The sequence below is a fragment of the Saccharopolyspora indica genome, assembly GCF_027853965.1.
In the GTDB taxonomy this organism is placed as follows: domain Bacteria; phylum Actinomycetota; class Actinomycetes; order Mycobacteriales; family Pseudonocardiaceae; genus Saccharopolyspora; species Saccharopolyspora indica.
This window is the reverse complement of the sequence record NZ_JAQGLB010000006.1, coordinates 284798-302045: the sequence shown is the minus strand read 5'-3', so window position 1 is coordinate 302045 and position 17248 is coordinate 284798. Positions and strand designations below refer to the sequence as shown.

The 17248-nt window shown below is 71.2% G+C and carries 19 protein-coding genes; 6 read left to right on the top strand and 13 right to left on the bottom strand.

The window, feature by feature from the left end; translation table 11 throughout:
- Positions 1-106: 106 nt before the first annotated feature.
- Positions 107-1039, top strand: a complete 933-nt coding sequence (locus OU416_RS16560; RefSeq protein ID WP_270927864.1) for a DivIVA domain-containing protein — start codon at positions 107-109, stop codon at positions 1037-1039.
- On the opposite strand, the gene OU416_RS16555 is transcribed toward OU416_RS16560, so the two are convergent.
- Positions 1036-1635: a TetR/AcrR family transcriptional regulator gene (locus tag OU416_RS16555; RefSeq protein ID WP_270927863.1), complete on the bottom strand. Its 600-nt coding sequence runs from the start codon at positions 1633-1635 to the stop codon at positions 1036-1038. The genes OU416_RS16560 and OU416_RS16555 overlap by 4 nt on opposite strands.
- Before the next feature lie 91 nt (positions 1636-1726).
- Between OU416_RS16555 and OU416_RS16550 the strand changes: the two genes are divergently transcribed.
- Positions 1727-3124: a DHA2 family efflux MFS transporter permease subunit gene (locus OU416_RS16550; protein WP_270927862.1), complete on the top strand. Its 1398-nt coding sequence runs from the start codon at positions 1727-1729 to the stop codon at positions 3122-3124.
- Positions 3121-3981 carry a mycothiol conjugate amidase Mca gene (mca, locus tag OU416_RS16545; protein ID WP_270927861.1) on the top strand — a complete coding sequence of 287 codons (861 nt, stop codon included), beginning with the start codon at positions 3121-3123 and terminating at the stop codon, positions 3979-3981. The genes OU416_RS16550 and mca overlap by 4 nt, the downstream gene beginning before the upstream one ends.
- 65 nt (positions 3982-4046) lie before the next feature.
- Here the strand turns inward: mca and OU416_RS16540 are convergent, their stop codons facing one another.
- The 3 genes from OU416_RS16540 to OU416_RS16530 form a co-directional block, all read right to left on the bottom strand.
- The gene (locus tag OU416_RS16540) at positions 4047-4901 is read right to left on the bottom strand and encodes a GNAT family N-acetyltransferase (protein WP_270927860.1); all 855 of its coding nucleotides are present in this window, start codon (positions 4899-4901) and stop codon (positions 4047-4049) included.
- Positions 4898-5590, bottom strand: coding sequence for a TetR/AcrR family transcriptional regulator (locus tag OU416_RS16535; protein ID WP_270927859.1), 693 nt, complete (start codon positions 5588-5590; stop codon positions 4898-4900). The genes OU416_RS16540 and OU416_RS16535 overlap by 4 nt, the downstream gene beginning before the upstream one ends.
- Positions 5591-5665: 75 nt before the next feature.
- Positions 5666-6592: a GNAT family N-acetyltransferase gene (locus OU416_RS16530; protein ID WP_270927858.1), complete on the bottom strand. Its 927-nt coding sequence runs from the start codon at positions 6590-6592 to the stop codon at positions 5666-5668.
- Positions 6593-6721: 129 nt separating this feature from the next.
- Here OU416_RS16530 and OU416_RS16525 point away from each other — a divergent pair, with 129 nt between their 5' ends.
- Positions 6722-7612 carry a phosphotransferase family protein gene (locus OU416_RS16525; protein ID WP_270927857.1) on the top strand — a complete coding sequence of 297 codons (891 nt, stop codon included), beginning with the start codon at positions 6722-6724 and terminating at the stop codon, positions 7610-7612.
- A 39-nt stretch (positions 7613-7651) separates the two neighbouring features.
- On the opposite strand, the gene OU416_RS16520 is transcribed toward OU416_RS16525, so the two are convergent.
- The 8 genes from OU416_RS16520 to OU416_RS16485 form a co-directional block, all read right to left on the bottom strand.
- Positions 7652-8473, bottom strand: a complete 822-nt coding sequence (locus OU416_RS16520) for a bifunctional allantoicase/(S)-ureidoglycine aminohydrolase (RefSeq protein ID WP_270927856.1) — start codon at positions 8471-8473, stop codon at positions 7652-7654.
- A gap of 169 nt (positions 8474-8642) precedes the next feature.
- Positions 8643-9050 (bottom strand): winged helix-turn-helix transcriptional regulator, encoded by a 408-nt coding sequence (locus tag OU416_RS16515; RefSeq protein ID WP_270927855.1) that lies wholly within the window; start codon positions 9048-9050, stop codon positions 8643-8645.
- Between the two features lie 537 nt (positions 9051-9587).
- Positions 9588-9995, bottom strand: coding sequence for an Hsp20/alpha crystallin family protein (locus OU416_RS16510; RefSeq protein ID WP_270927854.1), 408 nt, complete (start codon positions 9993-9995; stop codon positions 9588-9590).
- Positions 9996-10065: 70 nt separating this feature from the next.
- The gene (locus tag OU416_RS16505; RefSeq protein ID WP_270927853.1) at positions 10066-10959 is read right to left on the bottom strand and encodes an MIP/aquaporin family protein; all 894 of its coding nucleotides are present in this window, start codon (positions 10957-10959) and stop codon (positions 10066-10068) included.
- A 254-nt stretch (positions 10960-11213) separates the two neighbouring features.
- Entirely contained in the window at positions 11214-11900 is a 687-nt protein-coding gene (locus OU416_RS16500) for a phosphatase PAP2 family protein (RefSeq protein WP_270927852.1), read from the bottom strand.
- Positions 11901-12036: 136 nt separating this feature from the next.
- Positions 12037-12576 (bottom strand): hypothetical protein, encoded by a 540-nt coding sequence (locus OU416_RS16495; RefSeq protein WP_270927851.1) that lies wholly within the window; start codon positions 12574-12576, stop codon positions 12037-12039.
- Positions 12577-12641: 65 nt separating this feature from the next.
- A complete protein-coding gene (locus OU416_RS16490) occupies positions 12642-13547 on the bottom strand; it encodes a bile acid:sodium symporter (RefSeq protein ID WP_270927952.1) in 906 nt (301 codons plus the stop codon).
- Positions 13548-13666: 119 nt separating this feature from the next.
- Complete coding sequence (locus tag OU416_RS16485) at positions 13667-14212, bottom strand: type 1 glutamine amidotransferase domain-containing protein (RefSeq protein ID WP_270927850.1); 546 nt, start codon at positions 14210-14212, stop codon at positions 13667-13669.
- A gap of 144 nt (positions 14213-14356) precedes the next feature.
- On the opposite strand from OU416_RS16485, the gene OU416_RS16480 reads away from it, so the two are divergent.
- Both OU416_RS16480 and OU416_RS16475 read left to right on the top strand, forming a co-directional pair.
- Positions 14357-14935 (top strand): TetR/AcrR family transcriptional regulator, encoded by a 579-nt coding sequence (locus tag OU416_RS16480; RefSeq protein ID WP_270927849.1) that lies wholly within the window; start codon positions 14357-14359, stop codon positions 14933-14935.
- Between the two features lie 106 nt (positions 14936-15041).
- Positions 15042-15803 (top strand): SDR family NAD(P)-dependent oxidoreductase, encoded by a 762-nt coding sequence (locus tag OU416_RS16475; RefSeq protein WP_270927848.1) that lies wholly within the window; start codon positions 15042-15044, stop codon positions 15801-15803.
- Between the two features lie 41 nt (positions 15804-15844).
- Here the strand turns inward: OU416_RS16475 and OU416_RS16470 are convergent, their stop codons facing one another.
- The gene (locus OU416_RS16470; protein WP_270927847.1) at positions 15845-17227 is read right to left on the bottom strand and encodes a sugar porter family MFS transporter; all 1383 of its coding nucleotides are present in this window, start codon (positions 17225-17227) and stop codon (positions 15845-15847) included.
- Between the last annotated feature and the right edge of the window lie 21 nt (positions 17228-17248).

Genomic DNA, 17248 nt, shown 5'->3' with positions numbered 1-17248 from the left:
CGCGGTCCGATTTGGGCAAGCTGTGCGGCGCAGAACGGGCGAGTCGGGGCCCGGCGTGGTGGCCGGGTAAGCGTCCGGTGGACGAAGCTCGCCTGGAGGCACGCCGATGCTCACCCCCGACGACGTGCGCGACGTTGTCTTCGCCAGGGCCTGGCGCCGCGAACGCGGATACGACGAAGCCGAGGTCGACGCGTTCCTGAACCGCGTCGTGGCGACGCTGTCGGGCAAGCGGGTGCTGACCGCGCGCGATGTGCTCACCGTCGAGTTCAGCCCGCGCAAGCGCGGTTCGCGCGCCTACAAGAAGACGCAGGTCGACGCCTTCCTGGACCAGATCGCGCTCACCTTGCTGAAGCGCGAGGTCCGCGCGTCCCGGCGAGCGGGCGCGCCGGAGCGGCGCGCCGAGCCGGAGCGCAAGATCGTGCGACGGGTGGAGAAGCCGGCGGAGCCGGAGCCGGAACCCGCCGACCTGGTGCCCCGCGGCGGTTTCGACCAGGCCGGACCGCAGCAGCCCGCGCTGGACAAGGCCGAGGTGGACGCGTTCGTGGACCGCGTCGCGGCGACGCTGCGCGGGGACGACACCCTGACCGCCCAGGACCTGCTGACCGCCCGGTTCAACCCGCCGAAGCCGGGCCACCCCGGCTACCAGGAGGCGAGCGTGGTCGCGTTCCTGGTGATGGTGTCGACCAGCATCAAGCACCTGGCGCCGCGCGAGCGCGCCATCCCGGCGCAGCGCATGCCGATCGCCCAGGCCTTCCGCCGGATGCGCGGCGGTCCCAAGCTGACCGCGGAAGCGGTCGGCAGCGTGGTGTTCAGCGAAGCACCTGCGGGGGAGCACGGCTACGCCGCGGCCGAGGTCGACGACCTGCTCGACCGCGCGGTGGCGACCCTGCGCGGAGCCGCCGCGCTCACCGCCGCCGAGGTGCGCGACGTGGAGTTCACCGCGGTGGAAGCAGGTGGCTACGACCCGGAGGAAGTCGACTCGCTGCTCGACCTGATCGCCGAGCACCTGGACACCGCACCCGCGCCGAACCGCGCCTAGTCCGCGTCGAAGAGCCGCTGCAACGAGTCGAACGCTCGCACCGCGAGGGGTTCGAGCGCGGTGGCGATCTCGTCTGCGTTGTGCCCGGCGAGCGTGCGCTGCTGCACTTCGCGGAACAACGTCCGGTGCACGGCGACGGTGTGCGCCGCGGTGAGAGCCGCGGTGAACTCGTCGGTCTCGCGCACCAGGACGGCGGCCAGAGCGGCTTCCCGCTCTTCGTGGATCTCCCGCAGCCTGGCCAGCAACGTGGGGCTCCCGGTGATCAGGCGGGCGAAGGACGGGCTGGAGAACCCGAGCATCGCATCGCGCCGGGCCAGGTCCTCGAAGCAGGCGCGCCGCAGCGCCGCCAGCGGTGATTCGCCGGAGTCGCGCCCGGCGACGACCTCGCCGAGGCGGGCGATGAACTCCTCGTGGATGTCGAGGACCAGGTCCTCCTTGCGCGGGAAGTGGTTGGTGACGGTCATCTTCGCCACCCCGGCGGCCGCCGCCACCTGCGCGATCGTCACCTCGTCGAAGCCGTGCTCGGTGAACAGCCGGGTGGCGATGTCGGAGATCTCCTGCCGCGTCTGCCGCTTGCGCCGGTCCCGCAGTCCCATGGCGCCCAGCCTAGACCAGACCCAGGAATTAGGCTTGACCTAATTAATGGGTCCAACCTAAGTTGTGTCCGGCCGAACTGAGGAGGTGACCATGACGGCTCAGACCGCCGCTCGCCCGGCCGAGCGGACGGACGCCGAGCTGTGGCGCACGGCGGGCGTCCTGCTCTGCGCAGCGGTCCTGGCGGGACTGGACGCGACGATCGTCAACGTCGGCATCGACGCGGTCGCGCGCGATCTGGGTGCGCCGCTGAGCACCGTGCAGTGGGTGATGACGGGCTACCTGCTCGCGGTGTCGGTGGTGATGCCGATCTCGGGCTGGGCGTCGGAGCGCTTCGGCGCCAAGCGGATGTGGCTGTGCGCGGTGGCGCTGTTCATCGGCGGCTCGGCGTTGTGCGGGCTGGCGTGGTCGGCCCCGGCGCTGATCGCCTTCCGCGTGGTGCAGGGCATCGGCGGCGGGATGATGCAGCCGATCGGCCAGGCGATGGTCGCCCAGGCCGCCGGCCCCTCCCGGATGGGGCGGGTCATGGCGGTGACCTCGGTGCCGGTGATGTTCGCGCCGGTGCTCGGCCCGGTGCTCGGCGGGCTGATCGTGCACGGCCTCGACTGGCGGTGGATGTTCCTGGTCAACCTGCCGATCGGCGCGGCAGTGCTGGCCGTGGCGGCGCGATCGCTGCCCTCCACCGGTGCCCGGATGCCGCAGAACCGGCTGGACCTGCGCGGCCTGCTGCTGATCTCGCCCGGCCTGGCCGCCGTGGTCTACGGCTTCGCGGCGGTGGGGGAGGCAGGCGGTTTCGCCGCGCCGGGCGCGCTTCTGCCCCTGCTGCTCGGCGCTGCGCTGCTGATCGCCTACGCGGTCCACGCCCTGCGCGGCAGCGGCACACCGCTGATCGACCTGCGATTCTTCGCCCGGCGGGGATTCGCCGCGGCGACCGGCAACTCGTTCCTGCTCGGCGCCTCGCTGTACAGCTCGATGCTGCTGATTCCGCTGTACTACCAGCAGGTTCAGCACGTCAGCGCGCTCGCGGCCGGACTGCTGCTGGCGCCGCAGGCGCTGGGCACCGCGCTCACCACGTACCTGGCCGGGCGGCTGGCCGACCGGTTCGGCCCGCGCCCGCTGCTGCTCACCGGCATCGCCGCGTCCCTGCTGGGCACGCTGGCCTTCACCCAGCTCGCCGCCCAGCCCCCGGACTGGCTGCTGACCGCATCCCTGGTGCTGCGCGGCATCGGGATGGGTCTGACGATGGCGCCCGGCATGGCCGCGGTCTACCGCAGCGTGGCCCGGCACGAAGCGCCGCGAGCGGCGAGCGCGCTGAACGTGCTCAACCGGGTCGGCGGTTCGCTCGGCACGGCTGTGCTCGTCGTCGTCCTGCAGAACGGCGATCCGGGCCCGGTGGGGTTCGGCGACGCGTTCTGGTGGGCGTTCGGCCTCACCGCGCTGAGCCTCGTCCCCGCTTTCCTGTTCCCGCCCCGAGAAGGAGCGTTCGCATGACCCCGCGCCTGATGAGCGTCCACGCCCACCCCGATGACGAGTCCAGCAAGGGCGCGGCGACGCTGGCGCACTACGCGGCCGCAGGAGCGGAGGTCCTCGTCGTCACCTGCACCGGCGGCGAACGCGGCGACGTGCTCAACGCGGCGCTGGACCGGCCCGAGATCCGGGAGGACATCGCCGCCGTCCGCAGGCGGGAAATGGCGGCAGCGGCGGAAATCCTCGGAGTGCGGCAGCGGTTCCTCGGGTTCACCGACTCCGGGCTGCCCGCCGAGGGCGAGCCGTTGCCCGAAGGCTGCTTCGCGCTGGAGCGGACCGAGGTGGCCGCCGCGGCCCTGGTGGCGCTCATCCGCGAGTTCCGGCCGCACGTGATCATCACCTACGACGAGTCCGGCGGCTACCCGCACCCGGACCACATCAAGACCCACGAGGTGACCGTCGCGGCCTTCGACGCGGCAGGAGATCCGCAGCGCTACCCGGACGCCGGGACGCCGTGGCGCCCGCTCAAGCTCTACTACCAGCTCGCGCTGTCCCGGAAGTGGTTCCAGGCCCTGCACGACGCGATGCTGCACCGCGGTGTGCCCTCGCTGATCGGCCCGGTCCTCGCCGACTGGCCCGACGACGCACCGGAACTGGAGGTCACCACCCGGGTGCACTGCCCGGAGCACTTCGCGACCCGGGACCGGGCGGCCCTCGCGCACGCCACCCAGATGGGGCCGGACAACCCGTTCTTCGCCCACCCCAGGGACATCGAGCGCGAGGTCTGGCCCACCGAGGACTACCACCTGACCCGGTCGGCGGTGCCCACCAGCATCCCCGAGCACGACCTGTTCGCCGGGATCAGCTCCAGGTCATGGTGATCTCGCGCTGGAAAACGTCCTTGTACGGCAAGGCGTTCGAGCGCGGTGACGATCCTGTCGTGGAACTAGCCGCGCGCTCGTGAGCTGCGTGCGGATCGGCTGCTGCGCAGCCCCAGGGCGCGTCGCGCCTGGCGCAGGGCTTCGTCGAACATGACCCGGATCGGGTGGAACGCCACGACGAGCACGATCGCGTCGCGCGGCCCGAGGAGCGTGGCGAACCACTCGTCGACGTCCGTGCGGTCGGACGTGGGGCGCTGCGTCCACAGCCCGGCTCCGGTGTCGTCGTAGGCATCGGTGATGACCAAGGTGCGGGGGTCCAGCCGATCGGCCTGGCCGAGGTCGGCGGCCGCGTCCGCCGCGATGCGCTGGACGTGCTCCGGAACGGCGCTGCCCGGGGCAGGCCACGTGGTGTCGGACCGGCCCGTGGCCGCCGACCACGCGCCGTACACGAGCGGATTGCCCGTGCGCATCACCGCGTACAGGCTGCGCGGTGCGGCTTTGACGATCGCCGCGCGCAGCAGGGCGCGCCAGATCGTGCTGGAGATGCCGGTTCCCTGGTGATCCGGGTGCACGCCGGCGGAGTTGGCGTAGAAGCACCGGTGCCCGCCGAACCGGCGGTCGTTGCTGGCCACCCACGCCACCGGTAGACCCGCGGCGTCGAGGACGACGACGAGGCCGGACAGCTGGTCCAGCTTGCCGTCGGACAGCCAGTCCGCCCAGTACTGCTCGGTCGTCGCGCTGAACGCCTGCACCGCCACGGCCGGGAAGGTGCTGCGCAGGTACTGCCGGGCGGGCCCGGAGAGCCGGGTTCTCACGTCGGTCCACAACAGCCCGGTGAACCCGGGGCCGACGGAGATCTCCTTCGCTCCGGCGAGGAGCTCGGGCGGGCAGTGCCGGGAAGTGGGGTCGGTGGTGCTCATCTCTGTCCTTCAGATCGGGGCGTCTTCTGCGAGGCCTGTCCGCGTCTGGGCGGCTCGCGATCGAGGATCGCGCGCACGGCAGCTGCGAGGCGTTCGCGCACGTCCGCGGTGATCTGCACCGAGCCGTCCGCGGTGATCTGGCCGAAAGCACGGCGCAGCAGAGCGGTCGGCAGATCGACCACGCACGTCGTGATCACTTCGACGCTCGGGCCGTCCCGGCGGCCCCACAACGCCGATGCCAAGCGGCACAGCACCTCGGACACCAGCCTCCGGTCCAACGCGAGCAGCGCGTCGGCGAGCTCCTCGGGGAGGTCGGGCCCGAGCAGCTGCTCCCGGCGCACCGTCATCAGCATCCGAGCGGCTGCTGACCGCCGGTCCGCGAAGACCGCTGGCGCATCGGCGGCGGCGACCACCGCGCTCACCGCTGCCTCGACGCCAGGCACCGGTGCGGAGCCCAGCGCCTCATCGATGAGTTCCGCCTGCAGAGCCAAGAACTCATCGGCGGCCCGCAGCCACATCCGCCCGCGCAGCGCGGGCAGCGAGCCGAAGGCGTGGTAGATCGCACCGTTGGGCACGCCGCTCTCCGCCGAGAGCCTGCGCACGGTGAGCCGTTCCGGTCCGGCTTCCACGACGAGCCGTTCGGCGACGTCCAGCACCTGGTCGAGGTCGTGCACGCGCGGTCGAGGCATGACTGCAACGTAGTGGAGCACGTGCTCCACTACAAGAGGTCGCCGGTCACACCGCCTGTGCCGTGCTCGCCGGGATCAGCTCCAGGTCATGGTGATCTCGCGCTGGAAGTTGACGAACCCGGCGCGCCCGAAGGCCTTCGCCATCGGGACGTTGCCGAGGTCGGTGGCCGCCCGGATGCGCGGGACGTCCTGCTCGGCGAGCACCCGGGTGCCCTCCGCGAGGATGTCGTCGACGTAGCCGTTGCCGCGGTGCGCGGGCAGGACCGCGATGTAGGCGATCGTGGCGTTGTAGCCGTTGTGGGCCGGGATGACGAAGCCCACCGGTTCACCGCTCGGCAGCGTCGCGATCCGCCACCACTCCCGCGGGCTGCTGAAGCGGGCGAACTCGCTCTCGTACTGCTCGACGGCCACCTCGCGCGCGGACATCCGGGTCAGATCGTCGCGGGAGTGCGCGTCCAGCGTTCCGTCCAGAACTGCGGCCAGCAGGTCGAGGAACGCCTCGGTGTCGCCGACCGGCTGGAACCGCAGCCGCCCGCTGGGCTCGGGAAGCGCGGACCCGGGCTGCCACACCAGGCGCAACCGCTCCACGAAGAGTTCGGCGCCGAGCTGCTCCAGCACCGCCACGCGGTCGTCGACGACCTGCTTGCTCGCCGGGTCCTCGCGCCAGTCCGGCGGGACGAAGCGGCTGTACAGCGGCGGGAGCGAACCGCCGGGCACGACGGCGGCCATCGCGGTGCGCAGCAGCTGGACGCCGATGTCCACGCAGTCGGCTTCGACGTCGACGACGTCCAGGATCCGCGGCGCCTCGTCGCCCGGCCGGTTCCACCAGGCCACCCGGGCCAGCAGCTCACCGCCGCGCAGCGCGACCCACATCCGGTCCGGACGCCTGCGGCCGGTGGCGAGGTCGTCGGCCAGCTCGTCGTTGAGGACGTAGGGCAGCCCGCAGAACAGGTCGAGCTCGTCGGGGCCGGTGAGGGGACGCATGGTGACGTCGGGAATCAATGCACTCTCCGTCGAAAGGGCGCCGTGCGCCCCGGGAGGAAGCGAGCACGATGATCGTGGGGAGCATAGCTGCCCGTTCTCGGCCGGTCCGCTGGTTTTCCGGATCGCTCGCCCCTCGATACTGGAGCGATGAGCTCGGACGACCACGCAACCCGCTCGCGCGCGGGACTGGCCGCGGCGCTGGCCGTCGCGCGCGACCTCGGCCTCTCGACCGGGGATCCGCAGGTGGTGTCCGACCGGGGCAACCTGGTCGTGCACCTGGCACCGGAGCCCGTCGTCGCCCGGGTCGCCACCCTGACCGCGTGGACGCGCAGCGATCCTTCGGCGTGGTTGGCCAGGGAGGTCTCCGTCGCCGCGCATGCGGCCGGGCGCGGAGCAGCGGTCATCCCGCCGATATCGGGACCGCACCCGCGCGACGGGTTCTGGGTGAGCCTGTGGAACTACCTGCCGTGCTCACCGGAGCGGGCAGACGCCGCGACCAGCGGAGAAGCTCTGGCCCGGCTGCACATCGCACTCGCCGACCACCCGGCGGACATGCCGTGGCTGACCCCGGTCCACGACCAGATCTACGACGCTCTCGCGGCTTTGGAACGCGCGGACGTCCTCGGCGCCGGCGAGCTGAAAGTCCTGCGGGCGCGCCACGAAGCCGTGCTGGCCGAACTCGACGGTGCCGGCGGTGCCGCAGCGGTCCTGCACGGCGACGCCCACCCGGGGAACCTGCCGCTGGCCGACGGGCGGTGGCGGTGGACGGACTTCGAGGAGACCTGCCGCGGGCCCCGGGAGTGGGATCTCGCAGTGCTGGCCGGGAGCCTGGCCTCCGAAGCTCCCGCAGCGCTGCGCGCGTACGCCGAGGTGTTCGGCGAAACACCGCGCACAGAAACGGATCTCGCCCCGTTCCACCGGGCTCGGGAGCTCGAAGCCGTCGTGTGGTACCTGAGCATGGCCCACCTGTACCCGGAGCGCTACGCGGCTCCCGCTCGCACCGCGCTGGCCGGTCTCCTGGCACGAGCGGACCGCTGACCCCGGCCCGGGCGGGCGCGCCGGGCCGGGATCGGCGGATCAGGTCAGCTTGATCTGGCGGTTGACGTCCTTGTACAGCAGGTAGCGGAACTTGCCGGGGCCGCCCGCGTAGCAGGCCTGCGGGCAGAAGGCGCGCAGCCACATGAAGTCACCGGCCTCGACCTCGACCCAGTCGTCGTTGAGCCGGTAGACGGCCTTGCCCTCCAGGACGTAGAGGCCGTGCTCCATCACGTGCGTCTCGGCGAACGGGATCGCCGCGCCCGGCTCGAACGTCACGATGTTGACGTGCATGTCGTGCGAGAGGTCGTTGGGGTCTACGAACCGCGTGGTCGCCCAAGCACCGTCGGTGTCGGGCATCGGCGTCGGCTCGATGTCCTGCTCCTGCACCGCGAACGCCTTCGGCGCCGGGATGCCTTCGACGGCCTCGTAGGCCTTGCGCACCCACTGGAAGGTCGCCACCGCGTCGGAGGAGTTGGCCACCGACCAGCTCGCGCCCGCGGGCAGGTAGGCGTACCCGCCTGCGGTGAGCTGGTGCTTCTCGCCCTCGATGGTCACCTCGAGGTCGCCGGTGAGCAGGAACAGCACCGACTCCACGCCGCTCTCCGGCTCCGGCTTCGCGCTGCCGCCGCCCGGCCCGACCTCGACGATGTACTGCGCGAACGTGGTGGCGAACCCGGCGATGGGCCGGGCGAGGATCCACGAGCGGGTGTTGTCCCACCCCGGCAGGTTGCTGGTGACGATGTCGCGGAGGACGCCGCGCGGGATGACGGTGTAGGCCTCCTTCACGACGGCGCGGTCGGTCAGCAGCGTCATCTGCGACGGCAGGCCACCCTCGGGTGCGTAGTACGACGGCTCGCTCAAGTTGCAACTCCTGTCCTGATCGGCGTTCGAACGCCGCCGGGCGATGCGTGCCGGAGCGCGGGCCCAGAGCGTTCGAGACGGCCCCAGCGTAAGCCCCGGAGCCCGGAAAGGACAGCATCGGGACGTCACAATCACAAGCCCGTGACCCGCAACTAATCGGTTTGGCTGATCACCCCGTCCAGCCCTCGTGGCGAGCCCTGGCGGCGTCGATCTCGAGAGCGTGCTGGTCAGCCCAGTCAGCCACCGCGGAGAGCGGGACCAGCAGCCCGCGCCCGAGCGCGGACAGCGAGTACTCCACGCCCGGCGGCACGGTGGGACGCACCGTCCGCACCACGAGCCCATCGCGCTCCAACGACCTCAGGGTGAGCGTGAGCATCCGCTGGCTGATGCCCTCCACGGAGCGCAGCAGCTCGTTGAACCGGTGGTCGCGCCTGCCGAGCAGCATCAGCAGGATCACGCTCCACCGGTCGCCGATCCGCCGCAGCACCGAGGTGGCCGGGCAGTCCTGGTGGTCGGCCAGCGCCACCGGCAGCGGGATGTCCGCGCTGACGATGCTGGGCGCATCCGCAGGTGACATGAATGTGCCTCCTTCCGCGAAGTGGAACGGCCCAGAACAATCCGATCAGCGGCCGCGAACCCGATGATCTCGAAAACAGGAGTTCTGCATGCTGGTAGTGACCGGAGCGTCCGGAAAGCTGGGACGCCGCACCGTCCAACACCTGCTGGAACGGGTCATGTCGGGCAACCACCTCGAATCGAACGAGAGGATCACGAGCCCTCCGCCTGCCGGAAGCGGTTCAGTCGTGCACCTCGTGCGTGGTGCACTTCGCGTTCCGGAATTCCGGTCCTGCCCGGGCGTCCGCTGTTCCAGCCCGGGTCGACACGCCGGAGCAGATGGCCTCGGCGATGCGGGTGGTGCAGCGGGATCTGGCGTTCGAGGCCGAGCGGATCTCGTGCTCGGAAGTCCACAGGGGACGGATCGGGGACCTGGCTGCGGATACCGAGCAGCTGGCTCGCGCGTTGCAGCGGTTCGGGTGGCTGGCCGCTCAAGGGTGAGCGGCCATCGTCCGGAGCCCGCGTGGTCTCAGGCGATCTCGCGGGCTCCGGGTGGTGGTCACTTGCCCTTGCGGGCCACCGGGATCTCCTTGCTGATCTGGGTTTCCCGGCGGGGCATGCGGATGGTGAGGATGCCCGCTTCGTACTCGGCCTTGATCTCGTCGGTGTTGCAGCTCATCGGGAGCAGCATCGTCCGGCTGTAGTTGCCGTAGTAGAACTCGCTGTGCCGGTCGGCGTGCTCCTCGTGCTTGCGCTCGGCGTTGATCTTGAGCTGGTTGGCCTCGACGTTGATGTGGATGTCCTCGTCCGGGTTCATCCCCGGCAGTTCGCAGCGGATCACGAACTCGTCGCCCTCGGTGAAGGTCTCCGCGCGCATCGCGTGGTGCTCGCCGAAGGGCCATTCGCCCTCGAACATCCGGAAGATGTCTGCCAACCCCATGCCCGACCTGGGCTGCAAGCTGGTCATGGTGTCCTCCTCGGCGAAGTGACTCGGACGCACCCGCGCGGATACCCGGTCGTGCCCATGGCAAACCCGATCAGCCCGCGGGCGGCTGGTCGGTCGTGCGGCCCGGCTCCGGGGCGGTTCGGGCCGCGACCACGTGGCCGATGAACAGGTCGTAGACCACCGCGCCGATCACCCCGCCGACCAGCGGGCCGACGATGGGAACCCAGAAGTACCAGCTGAACCACTGGTAGCTGCCGGGCAGCGCGATGTCGCCCCAGCCGCTGAGATAGGTCCACAGGCGGGGGCCGAAGTCGCGGGCCGGGTTGATCGCGTAGCCGGCGTTGGGGCCGAAGGTCAGGCCGATGACGGTGACCACCATGCCGATCAGGAACGGGCCCAGGTTGGCCGCTGGTGCGGTGTTGCGCGCGTCGATGAGCGCGAAGATGAGCAGCACCAGCACCGCGGTGCCCACGATCTGGTCCAGCAGCGGGCCCCACCACGATCCGCCGAAGTACTCGGCGGGGAACGTGGCGAAGATCGCGAAGGTGTCCAGCGACCGATCCCTGGGCAACCCGGCCTCGGCGTTGAACGCGTTGATCGCCCAGCTGTAGGTGGCGAACACCAGGGCCGCGGCGAGGAACGCGCCGACCAGCTGCGCGAAGACGTAGGGCACGACCTTCCGCCATGGGAAGGCCCGCCGCACCGCGAAGGCCAGCGTCACCGCCGGGTTGATGTGCGCGCCGCTCACCCCGCCCGCGACGTAGACGCCGAACACCACCGCGAAACCCCAGCCGAAGGCGATGATCAGCCAGTTGGCGGGCCCGAACGCATCGGACTGGCGCCCGGAACCGGGCAGCCCGGCCACCGCGACCGCGACCGACGCGCAGCCCAGCAGGATCAGCACGAACGTGCCCAGGAACTCGGCGAGCAGCTCGCCGCCGAGCCCTTCTCGATAGCCGTGACGGCGCTTCGTCTGCTCAGCCATCGTCGCTCCAGAAACGAGTAGGTCTTCGCTGCCGAGCACCACCCGAGCCGAAACCCCCACCGCTCCAATGGAGTGTAGGTCCGGCGAGAGCCGCCCGCCGGGTCACGGCGAGCGCTCCTCCCGGCCGAGCGCGGTGCGAGACCGTCACCGCTGCGGTTCCGCTGTTCAGTCCCCGTGAGTGCTTTGGGGCGTCATGGCACCCCAAAGCACGCACGGGGGAGGGGCGCCGGAACCCGCCCCTCCGCACGGCGCTCTCAGATGCGCGGGAGCTGCACCGTCGGCTGCTCGTCGATGTCGTGCGGCCGGTGCGACGGCAGCTTCAGGACCAGCTGGGTCGCCGTCTTCGAGAGCAGGCGCACCAGCAACGCCACCATGACCACGCCGAAGAGGAAGCCGACCAGCACGTCGTGCGGGTAGTGGACTCCGAGGAACACCCGGGAGAACGCCGTGGCCGCCGCGAGGACCAGTGCCGGGATGCCGAGCGCCCGCCACGCGGCGAACACGCCGAACGCGGTCGCACCGGCGATCACCGAGTGGTTGCTGGGGAACGACCAGTCACCCAGCGCCGGGCACTCGGTGATGGTCGTCACCGCCATCGCGCGGCAGGGCCGGTCCTCCTCGACGAGTAACTTGACCAGTTCGCTCAACGAGTAGGCGACCCCCACGCCCACCACGCCGAGCAGCGCGACCGCCAGCGATCGCGCGGGCATCCGTCGTGCTCGCCAGCAGGCGAGCAGCAAGAAGCCGAAGAGCAGCACCAGCGCTGCCTCGGTGAAGAAAGCGGCGAAGGACTGCACCCAGCCGGGAACGCCGCTCGCGAAGTCCACGACGTCGCGGTAGAGCTCCGCGCTGATGCCGGGTACGCCTCCGGCGTCCGGAGTGCCTGCTTCCGCCGCTGTCCGCCCGGCCTGCACCATTGCTGCCGATCGGTGTTCGAACACGTGTTGACCTGCCATCCATTTCGACTCGAAAACCCTCGTGGAGGGGCGATGACGACACCAGGGCGGCGGTGGCGGGGGCACTGCGGTGCACCTTCCGCGGGGGTTCCTGGAACAGGTCGAATCCGCCGGGGTCGTCTCAGCCAGGATAGCCGGGCGGCAGCGGAGTCGATCTTCGTGCGCGCTCAACGCCGCCCGCGACGAACTCCGACACCGCGTGAACCGCGTGCTGCCGCAGCAGCATCACCGCCACCGGGTCCGCCGAGCTCTCGGTCACCCGGACTCCGTCGGCGAGCCGTTCCACCTGCAGCTGCACCTCCCGGTGGTGCGCGAAGAGCGCGGCGAACAGCGGATCGTCCTGCCGGATCGGCGCACCGCGCCGCAGGCGGGACTGCATCTGCGCCACGTGCACCCGGATCCGCTCGGCGAGGTCGGGGGCCGCGCTCGTGGTGGTGGCTCGGATCCCGGACGAGAAGTGCTCGACCTCGCGCCGGATCTCCCGGTGGCGGACCAGGAGATCCCCGATGACCAGCGCGTCGCGCCGCAGGCCTCGATCGGCCGCGTCCTCGGGCGTGAGCATCCAGTCGGGCAGCGGTGGTGGCGGCTCGCACGCGGTGAGCAGCGGCAGTGCGGCGGCGACGGCGAGGAACTCCCGGCGCGAACAGGTGCGGTGCGACATGTGCGGCCCCGTCGGATCGGACGTGCTGCCACCAGGATGCGTCCGGTGCGGGCCCCGCGCAGCGGTCAGCGGGCGGGCAGCAGGCGCGGAACCGCTCGCACGTAGAGCACCATGCCGATGACCTCGACCAGGGTCTGGGTGACCACGACGACCGCGGCGACGGCCAGGTGGTCCGGCAACGCCAGCGCCAGCGGCAGCACCACCAGCGAATTCCGCGTCGCCCCGGTGAACACCACCGCGCGACCGTCCGAAGTGTCCAGTCGCAGCAGCCGGGCCACCGCCAGCCCGGCGAACGGCATCACCACCAGGAATGCGACGTAGTGCGGCACGACCTGCAGCACGTCCCCGATCCGGCCGTCGAGCGCCGGGACCTGAGAGGCGACCACGGTCATCAGCGTCAGCGCCATCAGCGGGACCATCGCCGCGCCCGCGGTACCCGCGACCTTCCGCCCGGCCGGGCGCCGCGCCGCCCATGCCTGCGTGGCCCAGGCCAGCGCGAGCGGGATGACGATCAGCACCAGGAACGCCTCGAGGAACGGCCCGACGGCCACCACGTCCACCAGCCCGCGCCCCAGGAACACCAGCAGGAACACCGGCAGCAGGAGCATCTGGGCGATCAGCAGCAGGGGAGTGGCGGCCAGCAGCCGCTGGCTGCTGCCCCCGGCCAGACCGGAGAAGACGATCACGTAGTCGACGCACGGCGTGAGCAGCACCAGCAGCACGCCCAGCTGCACGGCCCGGTCATCGGGCAGGAAGGCGAACAGCACCGCGACGACCAGCGGCACCACGACGAAGTTCACCACCAGCACCGCGGCGAGGAACCGCCCGGCGCGCAGCGACCGCGCCAGATCCGCGGCCGGGACCTGCAGGAACGTCACGTACAGCAGAGCACCGAGGACCGGGTTGATCAGCGGCTCGAGCCCGTTGCCCACGCCGGGCGCAGCCCAGCCCAGGGCGCCGCCGAGCACCATCGCGGCGAGGTAGATCACGACCTGGTGCCGCTCCAGCGCGGCCACCGCGCCTCGGTCCTCGTGCACGTGCTCTCCTCCCGACCGCCCGATTCTGACGGGTGCCGGGAACGGCGAGCGGATCAGGTGCGCGCGATCGACTCGACCAGCTTCGCGTTGAAGGCGGGCAGGTCCCGCGGTTGCCTGCTGGTCACCAGGTTCCGGTCGACCACCACCTCCTCGTCGAGCACCTCGCCGCCCGCGTTGCGGATGTCGGTGCGGATGCTGGTGAACGAGGTGAGCCGGCGGCCGCGCACCACGTCGGCCTCCACCAGCGTCCACGGGCCGTGGCAGATCGCTCCGACCGGCTTGCCGGAGCCGACGAAGTCCCGCACGAACGCCACCGCCCCGGCATCGCGGCGCAGCTTGTCCGGGTTGATCGTGCCGCCCGGCAGGACCAGCGCGTCGTAGTCCGCCACGGCGGCGCCCGCGACCTCGCGCTCGACGGGGAACCGGTCGCCCTTGTCGATGTCGTGGTTCATCGCCTGGATCTCGCCGCCGTGCGTCGAGAGCAGTTCCACGCGCGCCCCGGCGTCTTCCAGCGCCGCGCGCGGCTGGTCCAGCTCGGCCTGCTCGACGCCGTCGGCGGCGAGGATGGCCACCCGGCGCCCGCTCAGCTCTCCGGTCATCGTCGATCACCCCTCTCACTGGCAAGCACCGGTCGGCGGCCGGTGCGATCCCGGGCCCCAGCGTCCGCTTCCGGTTCGGTGGTGCAAGTCGGCGGCTGCGGCGGATATTTGATCGGGTGGTCTGGAAAGCGGTACCGTCCGGGCATGGCCAGGACCAAGGAGTTCGATCCGGAGGTGGCGCTGCAGCGCGCTCTGGAGCTGTTCTGGGAACGCGGCTACGAGGCCACTTCGACCGCGGAACTGGTATCGCACCTGGGTGTCGCGCGGGCGAGCATCTACGCCACCTTCGGCGACAAGCACCAGCTCTACCTCAAGGCGCTGGAGCGCTACCTTCGGATCACCGACGAATCCGTCGTCGAAGTGCTCTCCGAGGGGCCCGCGCTGGCCGGTGTGCACCGCCTCGTCGACCAGTACGCGGAGAAGGCCGCCGCGGCCGCCGAGCGGATCGGCTGCATGGTCGTGAACGCGGCGGTGGAGTCCTCGGCCCGGGACGCGGAGGTGCACCGGCTGGTGGAGTCGAGCTGGTCGTTCCTGGAAGCGTCGCTGACCTCGGCGCTGGCGCGCGCCCGCGCCGAAGGTGATCTCCCCGCGGACCGCGAGCCGCGCGCTCTCGCCCGGATGCTGCTGGTGTTCTTCCAGGGCATCCAGGTGATGGGGCGCGCGCCGGTGGACGCCGACCGGATCCGCGACGCCGCCGCGCAGATGCGCGCTCTGCTGGGCTGAGAGTCGATATTTGACCGATCGATCTCGAATGAGCTAGCGTCTCGCCGTGACATCGGGGAGCTTTGCCCCGATACGAGATCGATCGGTCTAGATTCAGGAGTTGTTCATGGTCGCCCGGTTCGACGGCAAGGTCGTGTTGGTCACCGGAGGAGCGGGTGGCATCGCCCGCGTCACCGCCGCGGCGTTCGCCCGGGAAGGTGCGCTGGTGGTGGTCAGCGGGCGCAACGCCGACGCGCTGACCGAGGTGGTGCGGGAGATCACCGACGCCGGTGGCCGGGCCGACCACGTCGTGGCCGACGTGTCCGATCCCGAGTCGGCCGCGCGGATGGTCGCCACGGTGGTCGAGCGGCACGGCGGCCTGCACGTGGCGTGCAACGCCGCCGGAATCCTCGGCGAGGCCGCCCCGCTGGCCGACGTGCCGGTCGAGACCTGGTCTCAGGTGCTGGCGGTGAACCTGACCGGGGTGTTCCTGTCGATGAAGCACGAGATCGCGCACATGCGCGAGCACGGCGGCGGCGCCGTGGTCAACATCGGCTCCAACATCGGCGTGCAGCAGCGACTGCCCGGCGTCGGTGCGTACGCGGCCAGCAAGGCCGGGGTCAGCGTGCTGAGCCGCGCCGCGGCGCGCGAGCACATCGCCGACGGGGTGCGCGTCAACGTCGTCAGCCCGGGCGGCACCGACACCCCGATGTCCTACCGCCCGGGAGAGGACCGCGCGGCGCGTGATGCGCGGTTCGCGGCATCGGTGCCGTCCGGGCGCGTCAGCACCCCGGCCGAGGTCGCCGCCGCCGTGCTGTGGCTGGCTTCCGACGACTCGGCTCACATCGTCGGGCACGAGCTGGTGATCGACGGCGGGGCCACCGCCTGAGGAACCCGCGGCGGCCGCCCCGCGGCGGGGCGGCCGCTCGATCAGCTCCCGGAGGGCCAGCGGGCGCCGTTCTCCCAGTAGGTGCGGATGCTCTCCAGCGAACGGCCCTTGGTCTCCGGGGCGAACCGGAGCACGAACACCCAGGAGATCGCCGCCAGCGCGAGGAAGATGGCGAACGTGGTGGCCCCGCCCAGGCCGTCCATGATCGGCAGGAAGAACTGCGCCACGATCAGGTTCGCCACCAGGTCGGCGGTCAGCATCAGCGAAGCGCCCAGCGCGCGCAGCCGCGCCGGGAAGCTCTCCGAGGCGAACACCCACACCAGCGAGCCGAAGCCGAAGTTGAACCCGGCGGTGAACACCAGGATCGCCGCGAAACCCCACCACGAGCCGCCACCGTCCAGCGAACCGGTGGCGAACACCAGGATCATCGCCAGGCTGGAGCCGGCCATCGTGGCGATCCCGCCCAGCAGGATCGGCCTGCGCCCCACCCGGTCCACGATGAACAGCGAGCCGATGGTGGCCAGCAGCGCCGCGCCCTGCACGATCGCGGGCAGCCCGATCACCGTGGCGTTGCCCTGGAAACCCATCTCCTTGAAGATGATCGGGCTGTAGTAGGTGATCGCGTTGATCCCGGTGATCTGCACCAGGAAGCCGAGGACCAGCACGAACATGGTGGCCGTCGCGTAGGGCTTGCGGAACATCTCGGCCAGCCGGCCGCCGTGCCGACTCTCGATGTCCGCGCGGATCTCGGCCAGCTCCCGGTCGGCGTCGGCGCCCGGGTCGACCAGCCGCAAGGTGCGGCGCGCCTCCTCGTGGCGTCCTTTGAGGACGTACCAGCGCGCGGTGTCGGGAAGTTTCACCAGCAGGAACAGCACCAGCACCGACGGCACCGCCGACAGCGCGAGCATCAGCCGCCAGTTCCCGGAATCGGCCAGGCTCCAGTCCACGAGGTAGGCGATGAGGATGCCGGTCACGGTGGCGACCTGGTAGCCGACGACCAGCGCGCCGCGGATCGCCGCCGGTGCCGACTCCGCCAGGAAGATCGGCGTCACCACCAGCGACAACCCGATGCTGATGCCGAGGAAGAACCGCGAGACGTCCAGCCACAGGATGTCGGAGACCAGCCCGGACCACACGGCGAACACCGCGTACCCGGCGACCACGAGCAGCATGGTCGCCTTCCGCCCGATGGCGGTGGCCAGCTTGCCCGCGAGCAGCGCACCGACGATGTTGCCTGCGACCAGCACGGTGGTCACGCTGCCCTGCAGCGCGGGCGAGAGCTTCATCTCCTCGGTGATGAACAGCAGCGCACCGGAGATGTTGCCGATGTCGTAGCCGTAGATCACGCCGATCGTCGCCGCGGCGATGGCGATCCGGCGCGCCGTGGGCGAGGTGGTGCCCAGTGCGGGGGAGGCTCCGGACATGACGTCCTCCTAGGTGCGGTC

Bases quoted from the DNA above. Each gene is read 5' to 3' on its own strand.
- OU416_RS16560 (WP_270927864.1), top strand. From the start codon at position 107: ATGCTCACCCCCGACGACGTGCGCGACGTTGTCTTCGCCAGGGCCTGG.
- OU416_RS16555 (WP_270927863.1), bottom strand. From the start codon at position 1,635: ATGGGACTGCGGGACCGGCGCAAGCGGCAGACGCGGCAGGAGATCTCC.
- OU416_RS16550 (WP_270927862.1), top strand. From the start codon at position 1,727: ATGACGGCTCAGACCGCCGCTCGCCCGGCCGAGCGGACGGACGCCGAG.
- mca (WP_270927861.1), top strand. From the start codon at position 3,121: ATGACCCCGCGCCTGATGAGCGTCCACGCCCACCCCGATGACGAGTCC.
- OU416_RS16540 (WP_270927860.1), bottom strand. From the start codon at position 4,901: ATGAGCACCACCGACCCCACTTCCCGGCACTGCCCGCCCGAGCTCCTC.
- OU416_RS16535 (WP_270927859.1), bottom strand. From the start codon at position 5,590: ATGCCTCGACCGCGCGTGCACGACCTCGACCAGGTGCTGGACGTCGCC.
- OU416_RS16525 (WP_270927857.1), top strand. From the start codon at position 6,722: ATGAGCTCGGACGACCACGCAACCCGCTCGCGCGCGGGACTGGCCGCG.
- OU416_RS16515 (WP_270927855.1), bottom strand. From the start codon at position 9,050: ATGTCACCTGCGGATGCGCCCAGCATCGTCAGCGCGGACATCCCGCTG.
- OU416_RS16510 (WP_270927854.1), bottom strand. From the start codon at position 9,995: ATGACCAGCTTGCAGCCCAGGTCGGGCATGGGGTTGGCAGACATCTTC.
- OU416_RS16505 (WP_270927853.1), bottom strand. From the start codon at position 10,959: ATGGCTGAGCAGACGAAGCGCCGTCACGGCTATCGAGAAGGGCTCGGC.
- OU416_RS16495 (WP_270927851.1), bottom strand. From the start codon at position 12,576: ATGTCGCACCGCACCTGTTCGCGCCGGGAGTTCCTCGCCGTCGCCGCC.
- OU416_RS16490 (WP_270927952.1), bottom strand. From the start codon at position 13,547: ATGGTGCTCGGCGGCGCCCTGGGCTGGGCTGCGCCCGGCGTGGGCAAC.
- OU416_RS16485 (WP_270927850.1), bottom strand. From the start codon at position 14,212: ATGACCGGAGAGCTGAGCGGGCGCCGGGTGGCCATCCTCGCCGCCGAC.
- OU416_RS16480 (WP_270927849.1), top strand. From the start codon at position 14,357: ATGGCCAGGACCAAGGAGTTCGATCCGGAGGTGGCGCTGCAGCGCGCT.
- OU416_RS16475 (WP_270927848.1), top strand. From the start codon at position 15,042: ATGGTCGCCCGGTTCGACGGCAAGGTCGTGTTGGTCACCGGAGGAGCG.
- OU416_RS16470 (WP_270927847.1), bottom strand. From the start codon at position 17,227: ATGTCCGGAGCCTCCCCCGCACTGGGCACCACCTCGCCCACGGCGCGC.